22 protein-coding genes are annotated in these 20,387 nt (G+C 58.0%); 10 read left to right on the forward strand and 12 right to left on the reverse strand.

Annotated elements, in window-relative coordinates; genetic code table 11:
* Positions 1-218: 218 nt before the first annotated feature.
* The 6 genes from rpsO to rbfA form a co-directional block, all read right to left on the reverse strand.
* Positions 219-488 (reverse strand): 30S ribosomal protein S15, encoded by a 270-nt coding sequence (rpsO, locus tag ACR0CW_RS15430; protein ID WP_008757925.1) that lies wholly within the window; start codon positions 486-488, stop codon positions 219-221.
* 150 nt (positions 489-638) lie between these two features.
* Complete coding sequence (locus ACR0CW_RS15435; protein ID WP_480788474.1) at positions 639-1,640, reverse strand: calcium-binding protein; 1,002 nt, start codon at positions 1,638-1,640, stop codon at positions 639-641.
* A gap of 95 nt (positions 1,641-1,735) precedes the next feature.
* Positions 1,736-2,245, reverse strand: a complete 510-nt coding sequence (locus ACR0CW_RS15440; RefSeq protein ID WP_480788475.1) for a DUF1643 domain-containing protein — start codon at positions 2,243-2,245, stop codon at positions 1,736-1,738.
* A 21-nt stretch (positions 2,246-2,266) separates the two neighbouring features.
* Entirely contained in the window at positions 2,267-3,172 is a 906-nt protein-coding gene (gene truB / locus ACR0CW_RS15445; RefSeq protein ID WP_480788476.1) for a tRNA pseudouridine(55) synthase TruB, read from the reverse strand.
* 54 nt (positions 3,173-3,226) lie between these two features.
* On the reverse strand, positions 3,227-3,970 hold the full coding sequence (locus ACR0CW_RS15450) for a phosphodiester glycosidase family protein (protein ID WP_480788477.1): 744 nt from the start codon (positions 3,968-3,970) through the stop codon (positions 3,227-3,229).
* Entirely contained in the window at positions 3,967-4,362 is a 396-nt protein-coding gene (gene rbfA / locus ACR0CW_RS15455; protein ID WP_155146337.1) for a 30S ribosome-binding factor RbfA, read from the reverse strand. The genes ACR0CW_RS15450 and rbfA overlap by 4 nt, the downstream gene beginning before the upstream one ends.
* Positions 4,363-4,454: 92 nt before the next feature.
* Between rbfA and dapB the strand changes: the two genes are divergently transcribed.
* Positions 4,455-5,264 carry a 4-hydroxy-tetrahydrodipicolinate reductase gene (gene dapB, locus ACR0CW_RS15460; protein WP_480788478.1) on the forward strand — a complete coding sequence of 270 codons (810 nt, stop codon included), beginning with the start codon at positions 4,455-4,457 and terminating at the stop codon, positions 5,262-5,264.
* Positions 5,265-5,681: 417 nt separating this feature from the next.
* Here dapB and ACR0CW_RS15465 read toward each other — a convergent pair whose 3' ends face one another.
* The gene (locus ACR0CW_RS15465) at positions 5,682-6,542 is read right to left on the reverse strand and encodes a hypothetical protein (protein ID WP_480788479.1); all 861 of its coding nucleotides are present in this window, start codon (positions 6,540-6,542) and stop codon (positions 5,682-5,684) included.
* A gap of 79 nt (positions 6,543-6,621) precedes the next feature.
* Positions 6,622-7,215, reverse strand: a complete 594-nt coding sequence (locus ACR0CW_RS15470) for a TetR/AcrR family transcriptional regulator (protein WP_480788480.1) — start codon at positions 7,213-7,215, stop codon at positions 6,622-6,624.
* 100 nt (positions 7,216-7,315) lie between these two features.
* Here ACR0CW_RS15470 and ACR0CW_RS15475 point away from each other — a divergent pair, with 100 nt between their 5' ends.
* Complete coding sequence (locus ACR0CW_RS15475) at positions 7,316-8,200, forward strand: DMT family transporter (RefSeq protein WP_480788481.1); 885 nt, start codon at positions 7,316-7,318, stop codon at positions 8,198-8,200.
* A 75-nt stretch (positions 8,201-8,275) separates the two neighbouring features.
* Here ACR0CW_RS15475 and ACR0CW_RS15480 read toward each other — a convergent pair whose 3' ends face one another.
* From ACR0CW_RS15480 to tmpA, 3 genes are read right to left on the reverse strand one after another with little or no spacing between them, the layout of a single operon-like run.
* Entirely contained in the window at positions 8,276-8,944 is a 669-nt protein-coding gene (locus ACR0CW_RS15480; protein ID WP_480788482.1) for an ureidoglycolate lyase, read from the reverse strand.
* Entirely contained in the window at positions 8,941-9,531 is a 591-nt protein-coding gene (tmpB, locus tag ACR0CW_RS15485) for a (R)-1-hydroxy-2-trimethylaminoethylphosphonate oxygenase (RefSeq protein ID WP_480788483.1), read from the reverse strand. The genes ACR0CW_RS15480 and tmpB overlap by 4 nt, the downstream gene beginning before the upstream one ends.
* Positions 9,528-10,664: a 2-trimethylaminoethylphosphonate dioxygenase gene (gene tmpA / locus ACR0CW_RS15490; protein ID WP_480788484.1), complete on the reverse strand. Its 1,137-nt coding sequence runs from the start codon at positions 10,662-10,664 to the stop codon at positions 9,528-9,530. The genes tmpB and tmpA overlap by 4 nt, the downstream gene beginning before the upstream one ends.
* A gap of 99 nt (positions 10,665-10,763) precedes the next feature.
* Here tmpA and ACR0CW_RS15495 point away from each other — a divergent pair, with 99 nt between their 5' ends.
* Positions 10,764-11,624, forward strand: a complete 861-nt coding sequence (locus tag ACR0CW_RS15495; RefSeq protein WP_480788485.1) for a LysR family transcriptional regulator — start codon at positions 10,764-10,766, stop codon at positions 11,622-11,624.
* A gap of 4 nt (positions 11,625-11,628) precedes the next feature.
* Here ACR0CW_RS15495 and ACR0CW_RS15500 read toward each other — a convergent pair whose 3' ends face one another.
* A complete protein-coding gene (locus ACR0CW_RS15500) occupies positions 11,629-11,811 on the reverse strand; it encodes a DUF1674 domain-containing protein (RefSeq protein WP_155146322.1) in 183 nt (60 codons plus the stop codon).
* A gap of 86 nt (positions 11,812-11,897) precedes the next feature.
* Between ACR0CW_RS15500 and ACR0CW_RS15505 the strand changes: the two genes are divergently transcribed.
* The 7 genes from ACR0CW_RS15505 to ACR0CW_RS15535 all read left to right on the forward strand — a co-directional run bounded on the left by ACR0CW_RS15505 (position 11,898) and on the right by ACR0CW_RS15535 (position 20,368).
* Positions 11,898-13,157 (forward strand): RsmB/NOP family class I SAM-dependent RNA methyltransferase, encoded by a 1,260-nt coding sequence (locus tag ACR0CW_RS15505; protein WP_480788486.1) that lies wholly within the window; start codon positions 11,898-11,900, stop codon positions 13,155-13,157.
* Positions 13,158-13,246: 89 nt separating this feature from the next.
* Positions 13,247-14,986 carry a heparinase II/III family protein gene (locus tag ACR0CW_RS15510; RefSeq protein ID WP_480788487.1) on the forward strand — a complete coding sequence of 580 codons (1,740 nt, stop codon included), beginning with the start codon at positions 13,247-13,249 and terminating at the stop codon, positions 14,984-14,986.
* 22 nt (positions 14,987-15,008) lie between these two features.
* The gene (purH, locus tag ACR0CW_RS15515) at positions 15,009-16,598 is read left to right on the forward strand and encodes a bifunctional phosphoribosylaminoimidazolecarboxamide formyltransferase/IMP cyclohydrolase (RefSeq protein ID WP_480788488.1); all 1,590 of its coding nucleotides are present in this window, start codon (positions 15,009-15,011) and stop codon (positions 16,596-16,598) included.
* Positions 16,598-17,074, forward strand: a complete 477-nt coding sequence (gene lspA / locus ACR0CW_RS15520) for a signal peptidase II (RefSeq protein ID WP_480788489.1) — start codon at positions 16,598-16,600, stop codon at positions 17,072-17,074. Before purH ends, lspA begins: the two co-directional genes overlap by 1 nt.
* A 50-nt stretch (positions 17,075-17,124) precedes the next feature.
* The gene (locus tag ACR0CW_RS15525; RefSeq protein WP_155146312.1) at positions 17,125-17,640 is read left to right on the forward strand and encodes a DUF3035 domain-containing protein; all 516 of its coding nucleotides are present in this window, start codon (positions 17,125-17,127) and stop codon (positions 17,638-17,640) included.
* Positions 17,641-17,720: 80 nt separating this feature from the next.
* Positions 17,721-19,061, forward strand: a complete 1,341-nt coding sequence (locus ACR0CW_RS15530; RefSeq protein ID WP_480788490.1) for a M16 family metallopeptidase — start codon at positions 17,721-17,723, stop codon at positions 19,059-19,061.
* A complete protein-coding gene (locus tag ACR0CW_RS15535; protein ID WP_480788491.1) occupies positions 19,058-20,368 on the forward strand; it encodes a M16 family metallopeptidase in 1,311 nt (436 codons plus the stop codon). Before ACR0CW_RS15530 ends, ACR0CW_RS15535 begins: the two co-directional genes overlap by 4 nt.
* The last annotated feature ends 19 nt before the right edge of the window (positions 20,369-20,387 follow it).

Below are 20,387 nucleotides of genomic sequence, written 5' to 3' on the forward strand. Positions count from 1 at the left end.
CACCTGCGAAGTTACGCTGCCGTTCGTATGAAAGGTAATAGAAAGCCTGTACTTAAAATAGGTGAACGCTTTCAGAATTCGTCGACAACCCGGATCGGTCGCGAGAAATGGTTGTTGGCGACCTGCAAATAAATACGCCCACCAAAATGGCGGGCGTAAAAAGGCGTACTAATAGTACAAACTGGGTTTCAAACCCGGTACAAATCACACAAAGGTGATTAGCGGCGGATGCCCAGCTTTTTGATCAGGTCCTGGTAACGCGCTTCTTCTTTACCCTTCAGGTAGTCCAGCAGCTTACGACGCTGGGCAACCATCTTCAGCAGACCGCGACGACCGTGGTTGTCTTTCTTGTGGGTCTTGAAGTGCTCGGTCAGGGTGGTGATGCGCGAGGTCAGGATGGCAACCTGGACTTCTGGCGAACCGGTGTCGCCGTCCTTGGTTGCGAATTCTTTCATGACGCGTGCTTTTTCAGCGGCAGTAATCGACATCGGGGTCTCCTTTAAAAGGTTAGAGTGAATGGCGCAGGCCGGGATGTCGTCCAGCACAGGCCCATGGAGAAAACCGCACCGATTCCGATGCGGTTGCGCGCGTATAAGCGTATTTCGGGTAAATGGCAAAGGGATTCTGTGTCCCTAAGCCTACACGCTAAATCGCGCAAGTTCTGCCTGAGTGATGAGTTGGATGTCGTCGAGCGTCATACCCTCGGCCCCGAAAAGATGCGCCACCTCATGACCATTGACCGTCACCCGGGTGAGGGTTTCGTTTTCGTCGTCCCGTTGGATGCTGATTTCCGGATCAGCCTCTTCTTCCCAAGTGATCAGCAGTTTGTCTTCACCCGGCTGGAAACCCATGACGGTGACTTCTTCGTCGTCGGTGTCGGTATCCAGAATAATATCGTCAGCGCCCGCACCGCCCGTGGCCACATCTCCGCCATTGGCAATTATGGTGTCATCGCCGGAACCCCCATTCAGGAAATCTCTCGTCTCGGTTCCGTCACCATCGTCACCCGACAACGTGTCATTGCCATCTCCGCCGAACAGTGAGTCCGCGCCCTCACCACCTGCCAGAATGTCGTTACCTGCGCCCCCTTGCAGGGCATCGTCATCACCGCCTCCTAGCAAGGTATCGTCGCCCTGTCCGCCAAACAGCTCGTCTTCGCCGTCACCACCGTTCAATTCGTCGTCGCCAGAATGGCCGAACAATTGATCATCCCCGGTTTCGCCCGCCAGCAGGTCGTCGCCTGCCTCTCCGTGCAACAAGTCATTGCCGGTGCCACCGGTCAGTGTGTCCTCGCCATCTCCACCATGCAGGATGTCATCCCCAGCGGCACCATCGATGGTATCGTCACCGCCATATCCATTGATTTGATCGTTCCCGTCCTGTCCTGACAGATTGTCTGCTTCATCCTGCCCAACCATGACGAGATTTCCGTCACATTCCGAGATCACATGTCCGGTGTCTTCGGCGGTAGGCTCATCGACATTCTCGTCAATTTCGAGAAACTGACCGTTTGAAAAACCATCCTCCGGCGCATCGTCGTCTACGTCGTCAGAATCGCTTTCATCGGTGATGAAGACGTCGCTGAGTGCGTAGGCCGCGCCACCAACAGCGGCCAGACCAAGAAACCCGATCAGAAACATGGAACCCCTCCGAAAGCACAGTGCTTCTTGGGTAAAATGTCCCATGTGTTCAGTGAGTTGGTCAAAGCCAACCTGACTCTGTGGTTAACCCTTTGTCACCCGTCCCAGCGTTCAGGTTGCTGAGTGTAGGCGATATAGAGGGGGTGCTTGGGGTGGCCATCCTTGGTCAGTCCAAGGTGATAGAGCGGGTGCCCCGTTTTTCGCAACAGATGCTCTACGGCAGGACCGCGATCCAGATGCGTACCGTGGGTGCCCCATGCTGCGATGACCTGATCAGCCCATTCGACACCGTCCAGAATAGCCGTGTCATTCTCCGGCCCAACCGGATCGCCGGCGGCACGCATCTTGCGGGGGTCGGTGTCGCGCCATGCAAAGATGTTGGTCACCTGAAACGCGCCAAATCCCAGCGCACGCGCGCGGCGTTCGCAGCGTTCGACCGTGGGGTCGTTCTGCACCTCGGTCGCGGTGGAGGGGTTCAGCATGACGAATAACGCCTTGCGCCCGACCGGGTCCCAGATGCGGGTCAGGCTATAGCGATAGTTCTCGCAATCGGAGTAAATGGCGGTCGAGGGCGCGTCGCCCTTGGTATGCGTTCGGGTGATCATGCCCTTCGCCTAACACGCCGTTTAATCGACGAACACCCGGTTGGGATGCAATTCGCCGGATTTGTAGATCCCTACAGCAACGGCCTTGCCGTCCAGCGAGGCCCAGGCCTCGTCGCCGTATTCCACGTCCGAAGCCAGCACCATACCGGGATTGCCATTACGCAGACGGGTGGCACCTTCGGGTGTGCATTTCAGTTCCGGCAAATCTGCAAGCCCGGTTTCCAGCGGGTGCAGATACTCGTCCAATGCTGTGGTCTTGGCCATCTCGTCGATTTGTTCGATGGACAGGCCGTCTTCGACCTCGAATGGGCCGGACCAGATGCGGCGCAGTTCCCTGACATGACCGTGGCATCCCAATGCTGCCCCCAGATCACGGGCGATGGACCGGACGTAGCCACCCTTGCCGCAGGTCATCTCCAGTACGACGTGATCTTCGTCGGGTCGGTCGACCAGAATCAGTTCCTCAACCCACAAAGGTCGGGCAGACAGTTCCACATCCTCGCCATCACGGGCCAGCTTATAGGCGCGCTGCCCGTCGATTTTCACGGCTGAAAACTTGGGCGGCACCTGCATGATGTCGCCCAGAAACGGGGCCAGAGCCTCTTTGATCTCTTCATCCGACGGACGCGCATCGCTGGTCGCAATCACTTCGCCTTCGGCGTCATCGGTATTGGTGGCTTGACCCAGACGCACGGTGAAGGTGTAAGCTTTCAACGCATCGGTGATATAGGGAACGGTCTTGGTCGCCTCACCCAAAGCCACGGCTAGAACACCGGTGGCGTCGGGGTCAAGCGTACCGGCGTGGCCCGCCTTTTTCGCGTCCATCGCCCAGCGGACTTTGTTGACCACGGCGGTCGATGTCATGCCCGCCGGCTTGTCCACCACCAGCCAGCCGGAAATGTCGCGACCCTTGCGTTTGCGTCCCATCTTGCACCTTGCCCTTTGCTGAGGCGCGCGGGTTAGCGGATCACTCTGCCGCTGTCAATTTCCGGGTGCGTCCTCGACCACGCCCACGATCGGCCCCAGCGAGAACCCGACATCCGACCGGTTGCCCGCGCGGTCATACATGCGAGAGATATTGCCGTCGAAGAACAGCGCGTTCGGGGTGCCCAGCAGATCGCGGAACAGGCTGCCGAATTCATGGAAGGTCACGTAATCCTCGGAAATTGCAAACACCGCGCGGGTGCCATCGGCGCTGGTGCCCACCCCGTTACGCACATAGCGCGAGGTCGAATCGGGCAGGAAGCGCGGGTGCAGTTCCCCGTCGATCACCAGCATCGGACCGGACTGGGTGGCGAACCGGCAGTCGGGGGCCTGATCGACGTAGTCCAGCGTCTCGAACACGTCGGCGCGGCCCTCCCGGATGCAAAAGACGCCATTGGGCAGCAAGCCGAAATTTCCCGGACCGGCATTGGGGATCACCCGCATCTGTTCCTGACCGTCTTGAACATAGTGACCAACCGGCGAGCGGTCGTCGTGATACATGCCTGCGTTCATGGCAAAGGCCAGTTGCCTGCCTTCGGGGGCCAGCGTTTCATTCACCGATGAAAAATGCCCCAGCACCGCGCCATCTTCATCGTTCAGGAACAGACGGAGGTCTTCGCCTGCGGCATCCACCTCGCAGATGGTGTACCGCTTGTCCTCATGGGTCAGTTTCTCACAGGTGACCGCAGAGGCTTGCGCCGCCCAAAGGACCGCGCCCAATGTGACAATTGCGCGGATCACTCGTCCAGATCGCGGCGCACCGCGTCCTGATTGAACATGCGCCGCGTGTCGTCCAGACGGTCAAACGTGTCATCCAGACGGAACCGCAGATCGGGTGAAAACTTCAGGCCGACCTTTTTGCCAACCATGCGCCGCAATTCGCTCTTGTTACGGGCCAGCAGTTCGATCACGTCCTCCTGCCCTTTGCCGCCCAGCGGCAGCACATAGGCAGTGGCGATTTTCAGATCGGGCGAGGTGCGCACCTCACCCACGGTGATCGACATACGGTTCAGGTCGGGGTCGTGGACATCTCCGCGCGCCAGAACCTCGGACAGGGTGCGGCGGATCAGTTCGCCTACGCGCAGCTGTCGTTGGGACGGGCCGGGGCCATCGTGGAATTTGTTCTTTGCCATATCCCCGATCTAAGCCCAAAGCAGGGCTTTGCCAAGCGGGCGCGAACGGGGTAGGAGGCTTTGAGCCGACTTATACAAAAAGGACCAGCGCAATGACCCATATTCCGGGGATCGTCATTACAGGGGCTTCGGGCCGCATGGGCCAGATGCTGATCAAGACCGTCACGGACAGCGATCAGGCACGTCTGGTGGGCGTGGTCGAGCGCAAGGGCCACGACTGGATCGGGCAGGATGTCGGCGAAGCGATGGGCGGTCAGGCGCTGGGCGTGAAAGTCACCGATGACCCGCTGGAGGCGTTTGCGCAAGCGCAGGCGGTGATCGATTTCACTGCACCCGAAGCGACGCTGGAATTTGCCGCTCTGGCTGCGCAGGCGCGTTGTGTTCATGTGATCGGCACCACCGGCATGACTGACGAACAGATCGCCGCGCTGGAACCGGCTTCGCGCCACGCTGTCATCGTGCGGGCAGGCAACATGAGCCTCGGCGTGAACCTGCTGGTGCAATTGACCAAAAAGGTGGCGGCCGCGCTGGATGAGGATTTCGACATCGAAGTGATCGAAGGGCACCATCACCATAAGGTCGATGCCCCGTCGGGCACCGCATTGATGCTGGGCGAGGCCGCTGCCGAAGGGCGCGGCGTGAAGCTGGAAGATGTGTCTGACCGGGGCCGTGACGGCATCACCGGCGCGCGCCAACGTGGCAATATCGGTTTCCATGCTATTCGTGGCGGCGACATTGTGGGTGAACACGACGTCCTGTTCGCTGCCCCCGGAGAACGTATTGTATTGCGCCACCTGGCCACAGATCGCGCCATCTTTGCCCGCGGCGCGCTGAAGGCAGCGCTGTGGGGACAGGGTAAAGCGCCCGGTCAGTATGACATGGTGGATGTGCTGGGGCTGTAGGCGCTGCGCTTAGATGAAGGCGGTCACAACAACAAAAAATATGAACGCTACTATCCAAAAAAGTACCGCAGTAAGAAACGACGCCACGCCAACCATGAAAAAGTGAAAGTAATTGGAATTGGGGACGATCCGTAACCCGTTAGGCACGTTTAGATCGTTGCATACTTCCGACATGAAAAAATAGTTGCATGCCCCATAGGCGTTCAGAAGCAGCCGTCTGCGTGATGGCGGCGTGCCGCGCGTTCGAATGCAGTAGTCAACAAACTCTTCCTTGAATTTGAATATCGGAAAAACCGAAGTCAGAAAAATCATGGCTGCCCATGATGAAAGGGACGCCAACAACATAAATCCTAGCTGGAACCAAAACAGAGTCAGCAATTCTATACCCTCGTAGTCCTTGCTAACATGCTGTTGTAACTATTGAAATGCAACCAAGCCGGGCGGTTCCGCGCCTTCCTGTTCGATCAGATCAAACAAAGCACCCAACCGCTGATCCCAAGTCGGAAACTGGCCGGTCACCGCATAGGTCAAACGCTCGGCCCCGATTGAGATGCCAAGGGGCGCGGCAGTGCCGTCGATTACGATCTCGCCGATCTCAGTCCAGTTGGGCGACGGGGGATAGGACGTCGGCGCAGGCTCATCGGTTTCGCCGACGCGGTAATAGACGCCCATCGTTACGATGTAGTCGTCACCAAACGGATCAGGAAAGAAATAGCCCGAGGCGTCGCGGGCGGCTAAAGCCTCGGCTTCATCCCGCAACAGGACTTTTTCCGCGAAAGGCAGGCCCATCTCGTCCAGCACCGGACGCATATTGTCGGCTTGCGGAACGCTGACAAAGGCGATGCGGGATGGATCGAGGCCAAAGCTTTCGGTCAAAAGCCGTATCATCAGGCGGGTTGTGGTTTGGCCATTGGCGTCATCCTCCGGATGGCAGCCAACTTCATGAAACACTGGTAAGACATCTGCTCGGGATTTTTCACCGACATCTCCTACTCGGGCCAGCGGCTGGATCACGAAGGCATTGGCGGGGAGCGCGTCTTGATCAAAATCGTGTCGCAGGCCTCCGTTATAGTCGTCGGTACCGGTCGCAATTGGAAGCGGCGTGGCTTCTTGTAGCTCAAGTTCGGAAAACGCGGATTTCAGACGGTCCAAAGTTTTTCTGAACTCCAGTTCAAACGCCTCATGTTGATCTGTTGCTGCGATTGCAATCCGGGGCAGCATTGCCCCAACCGTGGCAGCGGTTCCAAGTTGCACAACTTTGCGCCTGTTCAAGCCCATAAGATGCCTCCCTGACATGACGTTCGCGAACGATATGCCGAGAGTAACACAGAAGAACCGGTCAGGGGTTAAGGGATTCTTAAGTCCGCGCGGCCAGCCCTGCGAGCAGGTAGTCAGTTGCCGTTTCAGCGTAGATTGCCAGTTCCTCTTCGGTCGGGATGCCGCGCCCCAGCATCGCGGCTTCTTGATGAGCAAACAACATGGCAGTCCACAGGCGCATCGGGATTTCCGGTTGGTCTACACCAAGCCGGTTATTGAAGAATTCCTGCAGGCGTTCCTTGGTGTCGCTCGGTCCCATCGCAAAGAATGAACGCACGATTTCAGGTGCTTTTGGTGCCTCGGCGATCAGCAGGCGGATTGTATCCAGATGCTCTTGTCTCAGGTGCGATCGCATGAAACCGGTGGCGAATCCAATAAGGGCTTCACGCGTATCTGGCACCTCCAGACTCTCCAGAAAATCCGCCTTGGGTCCTGGGCCCATGTGCCTGAGCGTTGCTTCAAACAGCTCGAGTTTCGATGGAAAGTACCGATAGATCGTCTGTTTCGTGACCTGCGCCCGAGCTGCGATCGTGTCCATGCTGGCCAGAACGTAACCTTCTGTCAGAAAGACAGATTTCGAAGCATTCAGGATTGCTTGGCGGGTCTTTTCTTTGCGTGTTTCCTGCTTGCTCATGCTTGCGCCCTAAAATCATACTATTTGGTATGACAATCTTGAAATCTTCGCAAGCGGGTAATAATCATACTGATCAGTATGATTCTATTTGGTGGCTATCATGAAACCTTCCTCTACCCTCGCTCTGCGATCCCAAAACCCACGTATGGCCGGCATAGCGATTGCCCTTCTTGGCGCTTTGCTGATGAGTTTTGATCCCATTTTTATCCGCCTCTCGGGTGTCAGTGGATTTGACACCGCCTTTCTGTTCGGATTGTTCACGGCGATCTCGATGGCGGCGTTCATTCAATTGCGGGATGAGCGTGGATTGTTCGAAGTCCTTAAGGCCGGCGGCTGGCCAATCTTGCTGTCGGGCCTGTTGATGCTGGGCAGCGCCTCGGCCCTTGTTCTGAGCATCAAGAACACGTCGGTCGCCAATACCTTTGTGATCCTCAGCACCTCGCCAGCGCTGGCTGCGTTGTTCAGCTGGTTCTTCCTGAAAGAAATCACAAGATGGTCCACCTGGATCTCGATCGTGTTCGTTATGCTGGGGATCGCGATTGTGGTGTCGGGGTCTTTTGGCTCCGGGAACCTCAAGGGCGATTTGCTCGCGTTCTTTGCGGTAATCTGCCTGTCGCTGAACCAAACTCTGTTGCGCAAATATCAGGATGTCAGCCGCATGGCGAGTGTCGGGCTGGGCGGGTTGTTCCTTGCACTTGCGATGGCGACAGTGGCAGAGCCTTCGGGGTACAGCTTCAGCACATGGCTCATCATGGGGGTCATGGGACTGTTCACCGCGCCGTTTGGCCGTGTGATGTCAGCGGTTGCGACACGTTATATCACCGCGCCGGAAGTTGGCATGATCCTGATGACCGAAGTGGTCTTTGCGCCGTTATTTGCCTTCGGGTTCTTTGGAGAAATTCCGCCTGTCGCAAGCTTTATCGGGGGTGCAATCATTCTTGTGACTGTGCTGATCTATGCCGGGTTGTCCGCTAAGCAGGAATAATAATCGGTCAGTGGATATCTGATCGTTTGCAGGGCCGGTTCCAAGTGGAGTCGGCCCTGCCAAGACTTTGTGTTGTCAAAGATCCCGAACCTTGTCCGCGCGCAGCGGACAGGCGAGGTAAACTCCGAATTCCTTGCCGATGTCGGCGCTGACCCGGGCATGCACCCGGCCTTGCCGGTCAAGGAAACGTTGATTGTCTTCGACGGGGAAAATCCCCTCATGCCAGATGCCGGGATGAATATAGAGACCGCGTGAGCCATCACACCAGAACGCCACAACCTTGTCCGGGGTCAGGTTGTCGCCGGGCAGCGCAGCGGGCACGATGAACGGCTTGTTGTCCAGCGGCCAGAACATTTGCCCACCGTCGGGGTGGTAGTTCATATGCCACAGCAGCACCTGATCGCGCGGTGCAGATTGCCTGTCTGTCTGTGCCTTTTGCGGATCGGCGGACCAGCCCAGCACATAGTGGCCTTTGACTGCTTCATTCTCTCCATAAAGCACGTCACCCTGCCAGTCGCATTTGAACGTACCCTCGACCCAGCCAGCCTCGTCACCGGTGCCTTCGTCAATCGGCCGCCAGCCCTGTTGGGGCCAACGGACGATTTCGATTTCAAAGTTGTCAGGATCATCGACCAGGCAGCCATAGCCTTTGACCGACTCTTCAGTGGCGCGGATCAGTGGAACTTCGTGCCAAGGCAGGGAGGGTTTCGAGCTGGCCTCGAATATATATTCAGGCGCGCTCATGCCGACCCCAGATGCTTGTCCACCATACGCTGTACCATTGGTGCGAAATGGGCGAAGTCCGGGGTTTCCATATCAGCGCGTTTGCCTGCCTCGTCCAGATAGCGGACCTGAATGATCTCTTTCAGGTTCGGGTTGCTTTCGAACTCAGCGACTTCTTCGGCGCTCATCGGGCCACCCTGCAATTCCAGTGTATGGACTGAAGCGGTGGACAGGCGGTTGAAGTACTCGGGCTTGGTGGCGCAGAGATAGCGTTTGGCTGCCACGTGATATCGGCAGCAGTCGGTGATGACCGACGGGAAGAACTGCTCCAGCACTTCCGCGCCCGCATCCTCGTGATGACGGTCTTCAGTATCATCCGGATGATAGGTGCCGAACTCGGATGTGAAATGACCGATGTCATGCAGCAGGGCACCAACGATGATCTCTTCGGACTGACCGTTCTGCTCGGCAATGGTGGCGCCTTGCAGCATGTGCTCGGCCATGGTGACGGGTTCCCCCAGATATTCTTCACCGCCACGGCGGTCGAAGATATCTCCGATGAAGGCAACTATATTGTCTCGGTTCAGGGTCGAGAAATCGGGTTTCATTCCGCCGCCTCCGGCTGGGCCATTTCCATCGCGGCCAATGTGGACAGCAACCCGTCTTTGTCGGCATAGCAACCCTGCAACCAGCGTGAACCCGCGCCGGAATAGCCTAGGCGCGCATGCAGAACGCGGGTGTTGTCGACGATGAAGCTTTCGCCCGGTTCCAGCTTGAATGAGACGCCCATCGCAGGATTATCGATGATATCACCAAGCTGACGGTAGGCGGCATAATACGCCTCCATCTGGTCAAAGGGTACATCAACGAACGGTGCGGAAGAGCGGTTGTTGAAACGGATGCCGATCAGCTCACCATCCGGCGACAGTTCGATCATCGGGCGGCGCGAGCGCAGGCATACGCCATCCGAGCCTTTGTATTCGAAACGTGCGGGATAACCTGCCAGAAGGGCAAAACCCTCTGGGTTCTGATCACGTAGCTTTTCAGCGGCTCGGAATCCATCCACTACGATCGAGTCACCACCTTCGGCACTGTTTTCCAGGCAATAGAGGATTTGCAGCGTTGGCACTGGATCGCGATAGGGATTGTCGGTGTGGGCCTGCAGACCAAGGCCGGTATAGGCGAGGTTGGTGGGGTTAACTTCGGTCCGAACCTCAAAGTAGGGGCCGTAATTTGTCTGGCGGACATAACCGAACAGATCAGCCACTTTCAGCAGAGACTCCGGCTCGGTTGGGCCATTGGTAAGCTTGGCAAAGCCAAACTCTGCGACAGCAGCCAGCCAATCGCGCTTGGCTGCCGGATTTTCATGAACCAGTGTCCAGTCACCGCTTGGGGCGTCGATGCCGCGCTCCCATGAGGTGATACCAGGCGCAAGCCTGCCTGCCTGCTGGGTGTGATCGCGATCGTAGACGTGACCCGCCAGCCAATCGGCCGGGAAGGTGACGGTTTTGTCTTCGGGTGCGAAGGTGATCTGCAGATCGCCATTCACGACCTCAGCGGCGCTGACCGAGATATCTGCAGGAATGTCGCCGATGGTGATCAGGCGCTGACCGTTCCCCGTTGCGCGGGTTTCAGGGTCCAGCGCGTTATCGCGCAACCAGATTGCATGGAAACGAGCCTTCGTGCCGTCGCTGAAGTCTACGGTGACGACCGACGAGTCATGGGTGGCGAGGCGCAGCATGGGGATTCTCCTGTTCAGCGCGAGCTTTGATTGAGGAGATACGCTGGTTATGGCATTACGACAATTAATCCTTCTTTCTGCTGAGGCTTGGAAAATCTAATGGCTAAGAAAAAGGTCGGACTGCCCCCGCTGGATTGGTTGCGCGTATTTGAAGCCGCCGGGCGGCTTGGTGGCTTTTCTGCGGCCGCGCGCGAGTTTGGCCTGACACAGGCGGCGGTCAGTCAGCGAATTGGAAACCTCGAGGTCTGGCTGGGCCGGTCGCTGTTTGTACGTGAGGCGCGTGGTGTGTCGCTGACGGTCGAGGGCGAAAGCTATCTGCCGCTGGTTCAGGACAGTCTGCAGGCGCTGGAGCGAAATACCGAGGATCTGTTCGGAAAGTCGCCACGTGAGTTGCGGGTGGCGGGTTTGTCTTCGCATATCCACGCGCTTGTTCTTCCGTGCCTTGCGGTGTTTCACGCGGAAAGGCCAAAGGTGCAGGTGACAACGGATTCGGTCGCCCGCCGGACGTCATTGGATGAGGAACGCACATGGTTGCAGTTACGGTATGGTCGCGGGGCGTGGCCGGGCCGGGATTCGGCTCTGATCGCGCCCGAGGTTCTGGTGCCGATGGCCGCACCCGGTATGGAATGGGGCGCGCCCGTGATTGACCTGCGTGGTGAGCGGCCTGGCTGGCGCGAGTGGGCGCGTCAGGCGGGCGAAGGTGAACCACCTCTCACCAAATTCAGTTTTGACTCGATGGAGCACGCGATCACCGCGGCGCGGCAAGGGCTGGGTATTGTTCTGGGGTCTATCCCGCTGGCTGCAGGTGATTTGCAGGCGGGCAGATTACGCAGGCTGGATCTACCGGAGCTGAAAACGAAGGACGGATATTGGCTGACCTGGCCCGAGGAACGCGCGCAGTCAAAGAGACAACACGCCCTTTTAACGGATTTTTTAAAGGCCCTGCGAGAGGTTGCCTGACAGGTCAGAAATCAATCGCGATTCCCTTTTTTTCCCAATCGCCAAAGCGTGCTGGATCCGGGCCATCGCGACCGCCAAGTTCTTTGGGTAACGCCTTTGCATCCGCTTCGGCCTTGCGACGACGTTCTTCCGCTTCGGCAAGTGCGCGCTGCGCGGCAGGTGGCAGGTCTTTGCGGTCGTCACTCATGACTTCGGGTTCCTTTCCGTGCACAGCCCTGATATACGCCCCCGTCCGCCAAACGCAATGCGGGCACAAGTCACAAAGGCGGTTTCATGTCCAATAACGCAACAGCAGCACGGCGCAGCGCAGTATATCTGTTGGATCAGATTCTGGGCGAGGGGCGACTGTTGTCCGAATGTCTGGCTGCGGGTGCGCTGGATCGACTGACGCCCGAGGATCGTGCCCGGGCACAACGCCTGACCTTGGAAACCCTGCGCGGTCTGGAACGTGCGGACCGGCTGCTTGAAAGCCACCTGAAGCGTACCCCGGCATTGACTGTTCATAACGCGCTGCGCCTTGGCACTGTTGAGCTATGCCATGGTGAGGCTGCGCATGGCGTAGTGAATTCGATGGTCGAGATCGTTGGAAGGTCGCGCAAACACGGTCGGCTTAAAGGGCTGGTGAATGCCGTGCTGCGCAAAGTGGCTGACGAAGGCCCGGACGCCTGGCCTAAAATGCGTGTTCCCCGCTTGCCGGAATGGTTGCGAGAGCCTTTGATCGCCGCATGGGGTCAGGATGCCATCAAAGGGATGGAACAGGCGCATTTCACAGGCGCACCATTGGATGTCACGCTGAAGCCGGGCGCCAGGGCGCCGGGAGGAGACGCCCTGCCAACAGGTTCGGTCCGATTGCAGGACGCAGGCCAGGTTTCTGCCTTGCCCGGATACAAAGCTGGCGATTGGTGGGTACAGGATGCAGCGGCCGCCTTGCCGGTTCGCATTCTTGGGCCAAAACAAGGCGAGCAGATTCTGGATCTATGCGCAGCGCCGGGTGGCAAGACGCTGCAATTGGCCGCTGCAGGTGCCGATGTAACAGCACTGGATGTTTCCGAGGCCCGAATCGCCCGGGTGCAGGAAAACCTCAAGCGTACCGGCTTGAAGGCCAATGTAGTCACTGGCGATGCGCTGGAGCATCAGGGGCAATACGACGCCATCCTTCTGGATGCGCCTTGTTCTGCCACCGGCACAATTCGCAGGCACCCGGATCTTCCTTTTGCCAAAGACGGGTCCGAGTTTGGTGGACTGATCGAGTTGCAGGCCCGGATGCTCGCCCACGCATGGTCGCTGTTGAAACCCGGCGGGAGGCTGGTTTATTGCACCTGCTCACTGCTGCCGGATGAAGGCGAAGTGCAGATCGAAGAGGCGCTGGAGATGTATCCGGACATGCGGGTAAACCGTGAAGCTCTGGATGTTCCGGGTGTCGAAAGCGACTGGATCACCGAAGAAGGAGGCCTGCGTCTGCGGCCGGACTATTGGCCAGAACGCGGTGGAATGGATGGGTTCTATGTCGCCTGTCTCAACAAATCGGTCTGAGCAGGCCGCTTTTCGGTGACTTGACCTTCGTCGCTCGCTATCGTTGGTTCAAGCGCCAGCAGAGCGTTAGGGGCAGAGTAACGAGCGTCATGTCGAATACGGACACCATGGCCAGCCGGTGGATACGGTTTCAGAACCGTCTTTATGCGCGGCTTAGTCAGCGCCGAAAGGCGGTGACGGGGTTCGTTGGACAACCCGAACCGCGCACAATTGGTTCCTATGCCCGAGGACGGCAGCTGGTTGCAGGAAACTTGCTGTTTGCGGGGTATCTGGTCGAGGCTCAGGATACCGATCTTTGGGATGTCATAGCCCCAAACGCCCCTTTTGATGATGAACGGCACGGTTTTGCTTGGTTGGATGATCTGGCAGCTGTTGGAGACATGCGTGCGCGGGAAAAGGCGCAGCGCTGGGTTTGGGGCTGGATTGAGACGCATGGGCGAGGGCAGGGCCCTGGCTGGGCGCCCGATCTGACAGGCCGGCGGTTGATCCGCTGGATCAATCACGCCCTTTTCCTATTGCGCGGGGCGAATGATGCGCAAAGCAAGCTGTTCTTTCGTTCGCTTGCGCAACAGACCTGGTTTTTATCCAAACGCTGGAATGCGGCGACACCGGGGCTGCCCCGGTTTGAAGCCTTGACCGGGCTGGTACAGGCCGGACTTGCGCTCGAAGGGCTCGAGGCGATGTCAGATCCGGCCCTGCGCGCACTGGCCCGGGAATGTGACCGGCAGGTGGATGAACAAGGGGGGATACCGACGCGAAACCCCGAGGAGTTGCTTGAAGTATTCACATTGCTGGCGTGGACCTCTGCAGCGTTGCACGAGGTGGGCCGGGGAACGCCCGCAGCCCAGACCAGAGCAATCAAACGGATCGCCCCAACCTTGCGCAGCCTGCGTCATGCGGATGGCGCACTGGCCCGGTTTCACGGCGGCGGCCGAGGCGTTGAAGGACGGTTGGATCAGGCATTGGCGCAAAGCGGTGTGAAACCGCAACTGTCGACAGGGCTGTCGATGGGGTATGCCCGATTGTCCGCCGCGCGCACAACTGTGATTGTCGATGCCAGTGTTCCGCCGAAAGGGGCAGCCTCGTACAATGCGCATGCTTCGACTTTGGCTTTCGAACTGACGTCGGGACGCCGCCCGCTGATCGTGAATTGCGGGTCAGGCGAGAGTTTCGGGCTGGACTGGCGTCGGGCGGGTCGGGCCACGCCCTCGCATTCGACGCTATGTCTTGATGGCTATTCCAGCGCACGTTTGACCGAGCCGCTCAAAGGTACGGCGCATGAGGCGCTTGTGGATGCGCCGCAAGATGTACCCCATGAGTTTGAGGAAGCCTTTGAGGGCACCCGCTTTATGGTGGGGCATGATGGATATACCAAGGTCTTTGGCCTGACCCATGCCCGCACATTCGAGCTGCGCTTTGATGGGCGCGAACTGGCGGGCGAGGACATTTTGCTGACCGCCACTGACAAGGCGAAGCGGCAATTTGACCGGGCAATGGACAGCTCGGGCCTGAAAGGCATCGCCTTTGACATCCGCTTTCACCTGCATCCGGACGTGGATGCGGCCATCGATTTGGGTGGTGCGGCGGTATCGATGGCGCTCAAAAGTGGTGAGATATGGGTTTTCCGCCATGATGGTGTGGGAAAATTGTCTGTTGAACCAAGTGTTTATCTTGAAAAAGGCAGATTAAAGCCCCGCGCGACAAAACAGATCGTTCTATCCGGGCGCGCAATGGAGTATGCGACCCGCATCCGGTGGACGCTGAGCAAGGCTCAGGATACAGCCTATGCCGTACGCGATCTGCACCGGGACGAGCCCGAGTTTGACTGACGCCAAAAGGACCTTTGGACCCATGACCGATCTTCACCCCGTGCGCCGCGCGTTGCTTTCCGTTTCCGACAAGACCGGGCTGATCGAGCTGGGAAAGGCGCTGGCCGAGCGCGGGGTCGAGCTATTGTCGACCGGCGGCACCGCCAAGGCGCTGCGTGATGCGGGGCTTGAGGTGAAGGACGTCAGCGAGATTACTGGCTTCCCCGAGATGATGGACGGCCGTGTGAAAACCCTGCACCCGATGGTGCATGGCGGCCTGCTGGCACTGCGCGACAACGACACCCATGTCGCTGCGATGAATGAACATGGCATCGGCGCAATCGACCTGCTGGTCGTGAATCTCTATCCGTTCGAGGCGACAGTCGCCAAAGGCGCGGGCTACGACGAATGCATCGAGAACATCGATATCGGCGGACCCGCAATGATCCGTGCGGCCTCGAAGAACCATGCCTTTGTGAACGTGGTTGTGGATGTCGAAGATTACTCTTCGCTTCTGGATCAGTTGGAAGAGAATTACGGCAAAACCTCTTATGGTTTCCGCCAGTGGCTGGCGCAAAAGGCGTACGCCCGGACCGCAGCGTACGACACCGCGGTTTCGAATTGGATGGCCGACGCACTGCAGCTTGAGGCGCCCAAGCGCCGCGCCTTTGCCGGTGAGCTGAAGCAGACCCTGCGCTATGGTGAGAACAGCCACCAACAGGCGGCTTTCTACACTGATGGAACCAACCGGCCGGGTGTAGCGACCGCCGTTCAGCACCAGGGCAAGGAGCTGAGCTATAACAACATCAACGACACAGACGCAGCGTTTGAACTGGTGGCCGAGTTCGATCCTGCAAAAGGTGCGGCCTGTGCGATCATCAAACACGCCAACCCCTGCGGCGTTGCCACAGGCGCGACCTTGCTGGACGCGTATAAGTCGGCATTCGATTGCGACCGGACTTCGGCCTTTGGTGGGATCGTGGCACTGAACCAACCGCTCGACGCCGAAACCGCACAGGAAATCACTGGGATTTTCACCGAAGTCGTGATTGCTCCGGGTGCATCGGATGAAGCAAAGGCGATCTTCGCGGCCAAGAAGAACCTGCGCCTGCTGACCACTGAAGCTCTGCCGGACGTGACCGCAGGCGGTAAGACCGTTCGTCAGGTAGCGGGTGGTCTGCTGGTGCAGAACAAGGACAATGGTTTTGTCGGCATGGACGATCTGAAGGTCGTCACCAAAAAGGCTCCGACCGAAGAGCAGATGCGCGACCTGCTGTTTGCCTGGAAAGTGGCGAAACACGTTAAATCCAACGCAATCGTTTACGTGAAAGATGGCGCGACTGTTGGCGTCGGCGCGGGCCAGATGAGCCGCCTGGACTCTGCCATGATTGCCGCCAAGAAGGCCGAACGCATGGCCGACGCGCTCGGCTTGCCGCAACCGCTCACTATCGGCTCGGCCGTTGCGTCTGATGCCTTCTTCCCCTTCCCTGACGGGCTGATGGAAGCCGCCGAGGCTGGTGCGACCTGTGTCATCCAGCCGGGTGGGTCGATGCGTGATGACGAGGTGATCGCGGCCGCGGATGAGGCCGGATTGGCCATGGTCTTCACCGGCATGCGGCACTTCCGTCACTGATGCGGTATCGGTTTCTGTTCTGGGCCGGGTTGGCCGCGTTTCTGATCGACCAGATCAGTAAGTATCTGGTCGTTCACGTGATGCGCGTTGCTGAACAACCCGGTGGTATCGACGTTCTGCCACCGCTGGTCGTTTTCAAATACGGAGAGAATCGCGGTATCAATTTCGGCTTGTTCCAGGGCAATAGCGAAGCCGCGCGTTGGGTATTGATCGGTATCTCGATAGCCATCAGCCTGGCAGTATTGATCTGGCTCTGCCGTGTAGCGGCGTCCAAATTTATGCTGATCTGTGGCGGATTGTTGATCGGTGGTGCATTGGGCAACGTGGTGGACCGCCTTTTATATGGATATGTTCTGGATTTCCTGAACATGTCCTGCTGCGGGATCAACAACCCGTTTGTGTTCAATCTGGCGGATGTCTTCATATTTGCAGGCGCTCTCGGACTGGTGTTGTTTGACAGCAAAAAGGCCTCGTGACGCGCCCGATGATATGCGATAAAAGCGCCTGAAACAGGCTGGAGACGATAATGCGGATGCCGCGTGCCCTATTTGCTCTGACACTCGCTGCTTTGGTTGCGGGATGCTCCGATATCGGCTTGCGCAATCTGGAACCGCCCGGCGCGGGACCGGATGAATTCTCAGTTCTGCCGGTCAAACCGCTGACAGAACCCAAAGATTATCAGTTTTTGCCAGCTCCGACGCCAGGCGGCGCTAACCTGACGGATCCTAATCCGAAAGCAGACGCGGTGGTGGCCCTGGGTGGAAACGCAGCTGCTCTGAATCCAAACACCTCTGTCCCATCCTCGGATGCGGCGCTGGTTACAGCATCCAGCAGATATGGCGTTCCGGCAAATACCCGTCAGACCGTCAATCAGGAAGATGCTGATTTCCGCGACCGTCAGAGCCGTTGGACACGCCTGCGTTTGTTCAAGATCGACCGTTATGCAGAAGTCTACAAACGTGACGCGATCGATCCTTATCAACAGACCGAAGCGTTCCGTCGCCGCGGGTATGAAACACCGTCCTCCCCGCCGGATGAATAATATTTAACTTTCCGTCATCTCTCTTGAACCCGGCGGGCGCCACCGTAGTTTGAACACTGTAACGAAACGGAGGATGCCCTATGGTTCGGGCTCTGGCCTTGTCGGCCGCCTTATTGTCTGCAACCCCGCTTTTGGCTGAAGACGGGCACGAAGCAGTCACTACATTTACTTTGGATAACGGCATGGATGTCGTCGTGGTCGAAGACCATCGCGCGCCGGTTGTCCAGCACATGGTCTGGTATCGCGCCGGATCAGCCGATGAACCTGTTGGATCGTCAGGTGTCGCCCATTTTCTGGAACATTTGCTGTTCAAGGGCACGGATACTATGGCGCCGGGTGAACTGTCGGCCACTGTTGCTGCGAATGGAGGCAATGATAACGCCTTCACCTCGTATGACTACACCGCCTATTTCCAAAGGGTCGCCGCAGACCGCCTCGAGCTGATGATGCGGATGGAAGCAGACCGGATGCGCAACATCCGTCTGACTGAAAATGATATCGCCACAGAGCGTGATGTGATTCTCGAAGAACGCAATCAGCGCACTGAAAACAATCCGCGATCCTTGTTCGGGGAACAGATGAGCGCGGCTCAGTACCTAAATCATCGTTACGGCGCACCAATCATCGGCTGGAGGCACGAGATGGAAACGCTGGACATGGAAGACGCGCTGTCCTTCTACCAGACCCATTATGCCCCCAATAACGCGATTCTGGTCGTCACCGGTGATGTGGAGCCGGATGAAGTCAAAGCGCTGGCTGAAGAGTATTATGGCGTGATCCCCGCCAACCCGGACCTGCCAGAACGTGTGCGTTCGCAAGAGCCGCCGCAAACGGCAGAACGTCGCCTGACCTTTAAAGACCCGCGTGTCGCGCAACCATACGTTCAGCGCAGTTATCTGGCGCCGGAACGAGACGCCGGTGCACAGGAGAAAGCCGCCGCCCTCTATCTGCTGGCGGAACTGCTGGGTGGCAGCACGACCTCATACCTGAATGAGAAGCTGCAGTTCGAACAGCAGAAGGTCGTCTATACCGGGGCGTTCTACCGGGGTGTATCTCTGGATGACACCACCTTTGATCTGATCGTTGTTCCGGCCGAAGGCGTATCTCTGCAGGAAGCCGAAGATGCAATGGATCAGGCGGTCGCGGATTTCATCGCCGAAGGCGTGAACCAGGAAGATCTGGACCGGATCAAGATGCAGTTGCGTGCGGCCCAGACCTATGCACGCGACAATGTGGATGGGATCGGAAACCGTTATGGGCGGGCCCTGACCAGTGGCCTGACGGTCGAGGATGTGCAGGCCTGGCCTGATATCCTTCAGGCTGTGACGGCGGATGAGATCATCGCCGCCGCGCGTGAGGTGATACAACCCGAAACGTCGGTGACCGGATGGCTGATGCGCGACGATGAGGTGACGCAATGAAACGGATTTTCGCGACGCTGATCGCCTTCGTTATCGCCCTGCCAGCCTGGGCTGAGATCGAGATTGAAGAGGTCACCTCTCCAAGCGGCATCAAGGCCTGGCTGGTCGAAGACCACTCGATCCCCTTTACCGCGCTGGAGTTGCGTTTTCGCGGAGGCACCTCACTGGATGATCCCGACAAACGTGGTGCAGTCTACCTTATGAGCGGCCTGATCGAGGAAGGTGCGGGTGATATGGATGCCCGCACCTATGCCCGTGAACTGGAAGAACTGGCCGCCTCGTTCAGGTATAATGCTACTGATGATACAGTTTCGATTTCCGCTCAATTTCTGACAGAAAACAGGGATGAGGTTATCGATCTTTTGCGTACCACAATTCACGAACCCCGGTTCGATCAGGATGCGGTGGATCGAGTACGCGCTCAGGTACTGTCTGGTCTGAAATCTGACCAGACCGACCCGAATGATATTGCAGGCCGAAACTTTGCCGAAATGGCATTTGGTGATCACCCATACGGGTCAGAGGGCAAGGGTACGATCGAAAGTGTGTCGGCTTTGAACCGCGATGACGTGATCGCGGCCTATGACGGCGTGTTTGCCAAAGATCGCCTTTATGTTGGTGCGGTCGGGGATATCACTGCAGAAGAGCTGGGTGTTTTGCTGGATGAACTGCTAGCAGAGCTGCCGGAAACCGGTAAGCCGATACCTGATCGGGCCGATGTGACGATCTCTGGTGGCGTCAATGTTGTGGAGTTTGATACGCCACAATCCGTTGCAATGTTCGGACAGAAGGGCATCGATCGTGACGATCCGGATTTCTTCGCTGCTTATATCCTGAACCACATCCTCGGTGGTGGTGGGTTTGAAAGCCGTCTGATGCACGAAGTACGGGAAAAGCGAGGCCTGACCTATGGCGTGGGAACTTACCTCGTGCCCAAGGATCTCGCTTCGGTTTATCTGGGGTCCGTTTCGTCAGCCAACGACCGTATCGCCCAAGCGGTTGAAGTGATCCGCGATGAATGGGCCCGCGCCGCGACTGAAGGCGTGACCCAGGAAGAGCTGGACGATGCCAAGACCTACCTGACCGGTGCCTATCCGTTGAGATTTGACGGTAACGGTCAAATTGCGGGAATTATGGTCGGGATGCAGATGGAAGACCTGCCCATCGACTACATCGCCACCCGTAATGACAAGGTGAACGCGATAACGCTGGAAGAGGTCAACCGGGTCGCCGCAGAATTGCTCGACCCGGAGGGGCTGCACTTTACCGTGGTCGGCAAACCTGTGGGTCTGGAAACCACGAACTAAGAAATTGGGGCTGAGCGCT

The sequence above is a fragment of the Ruegeria sp. CH6 genome (genome assembly GCF_056537005.1).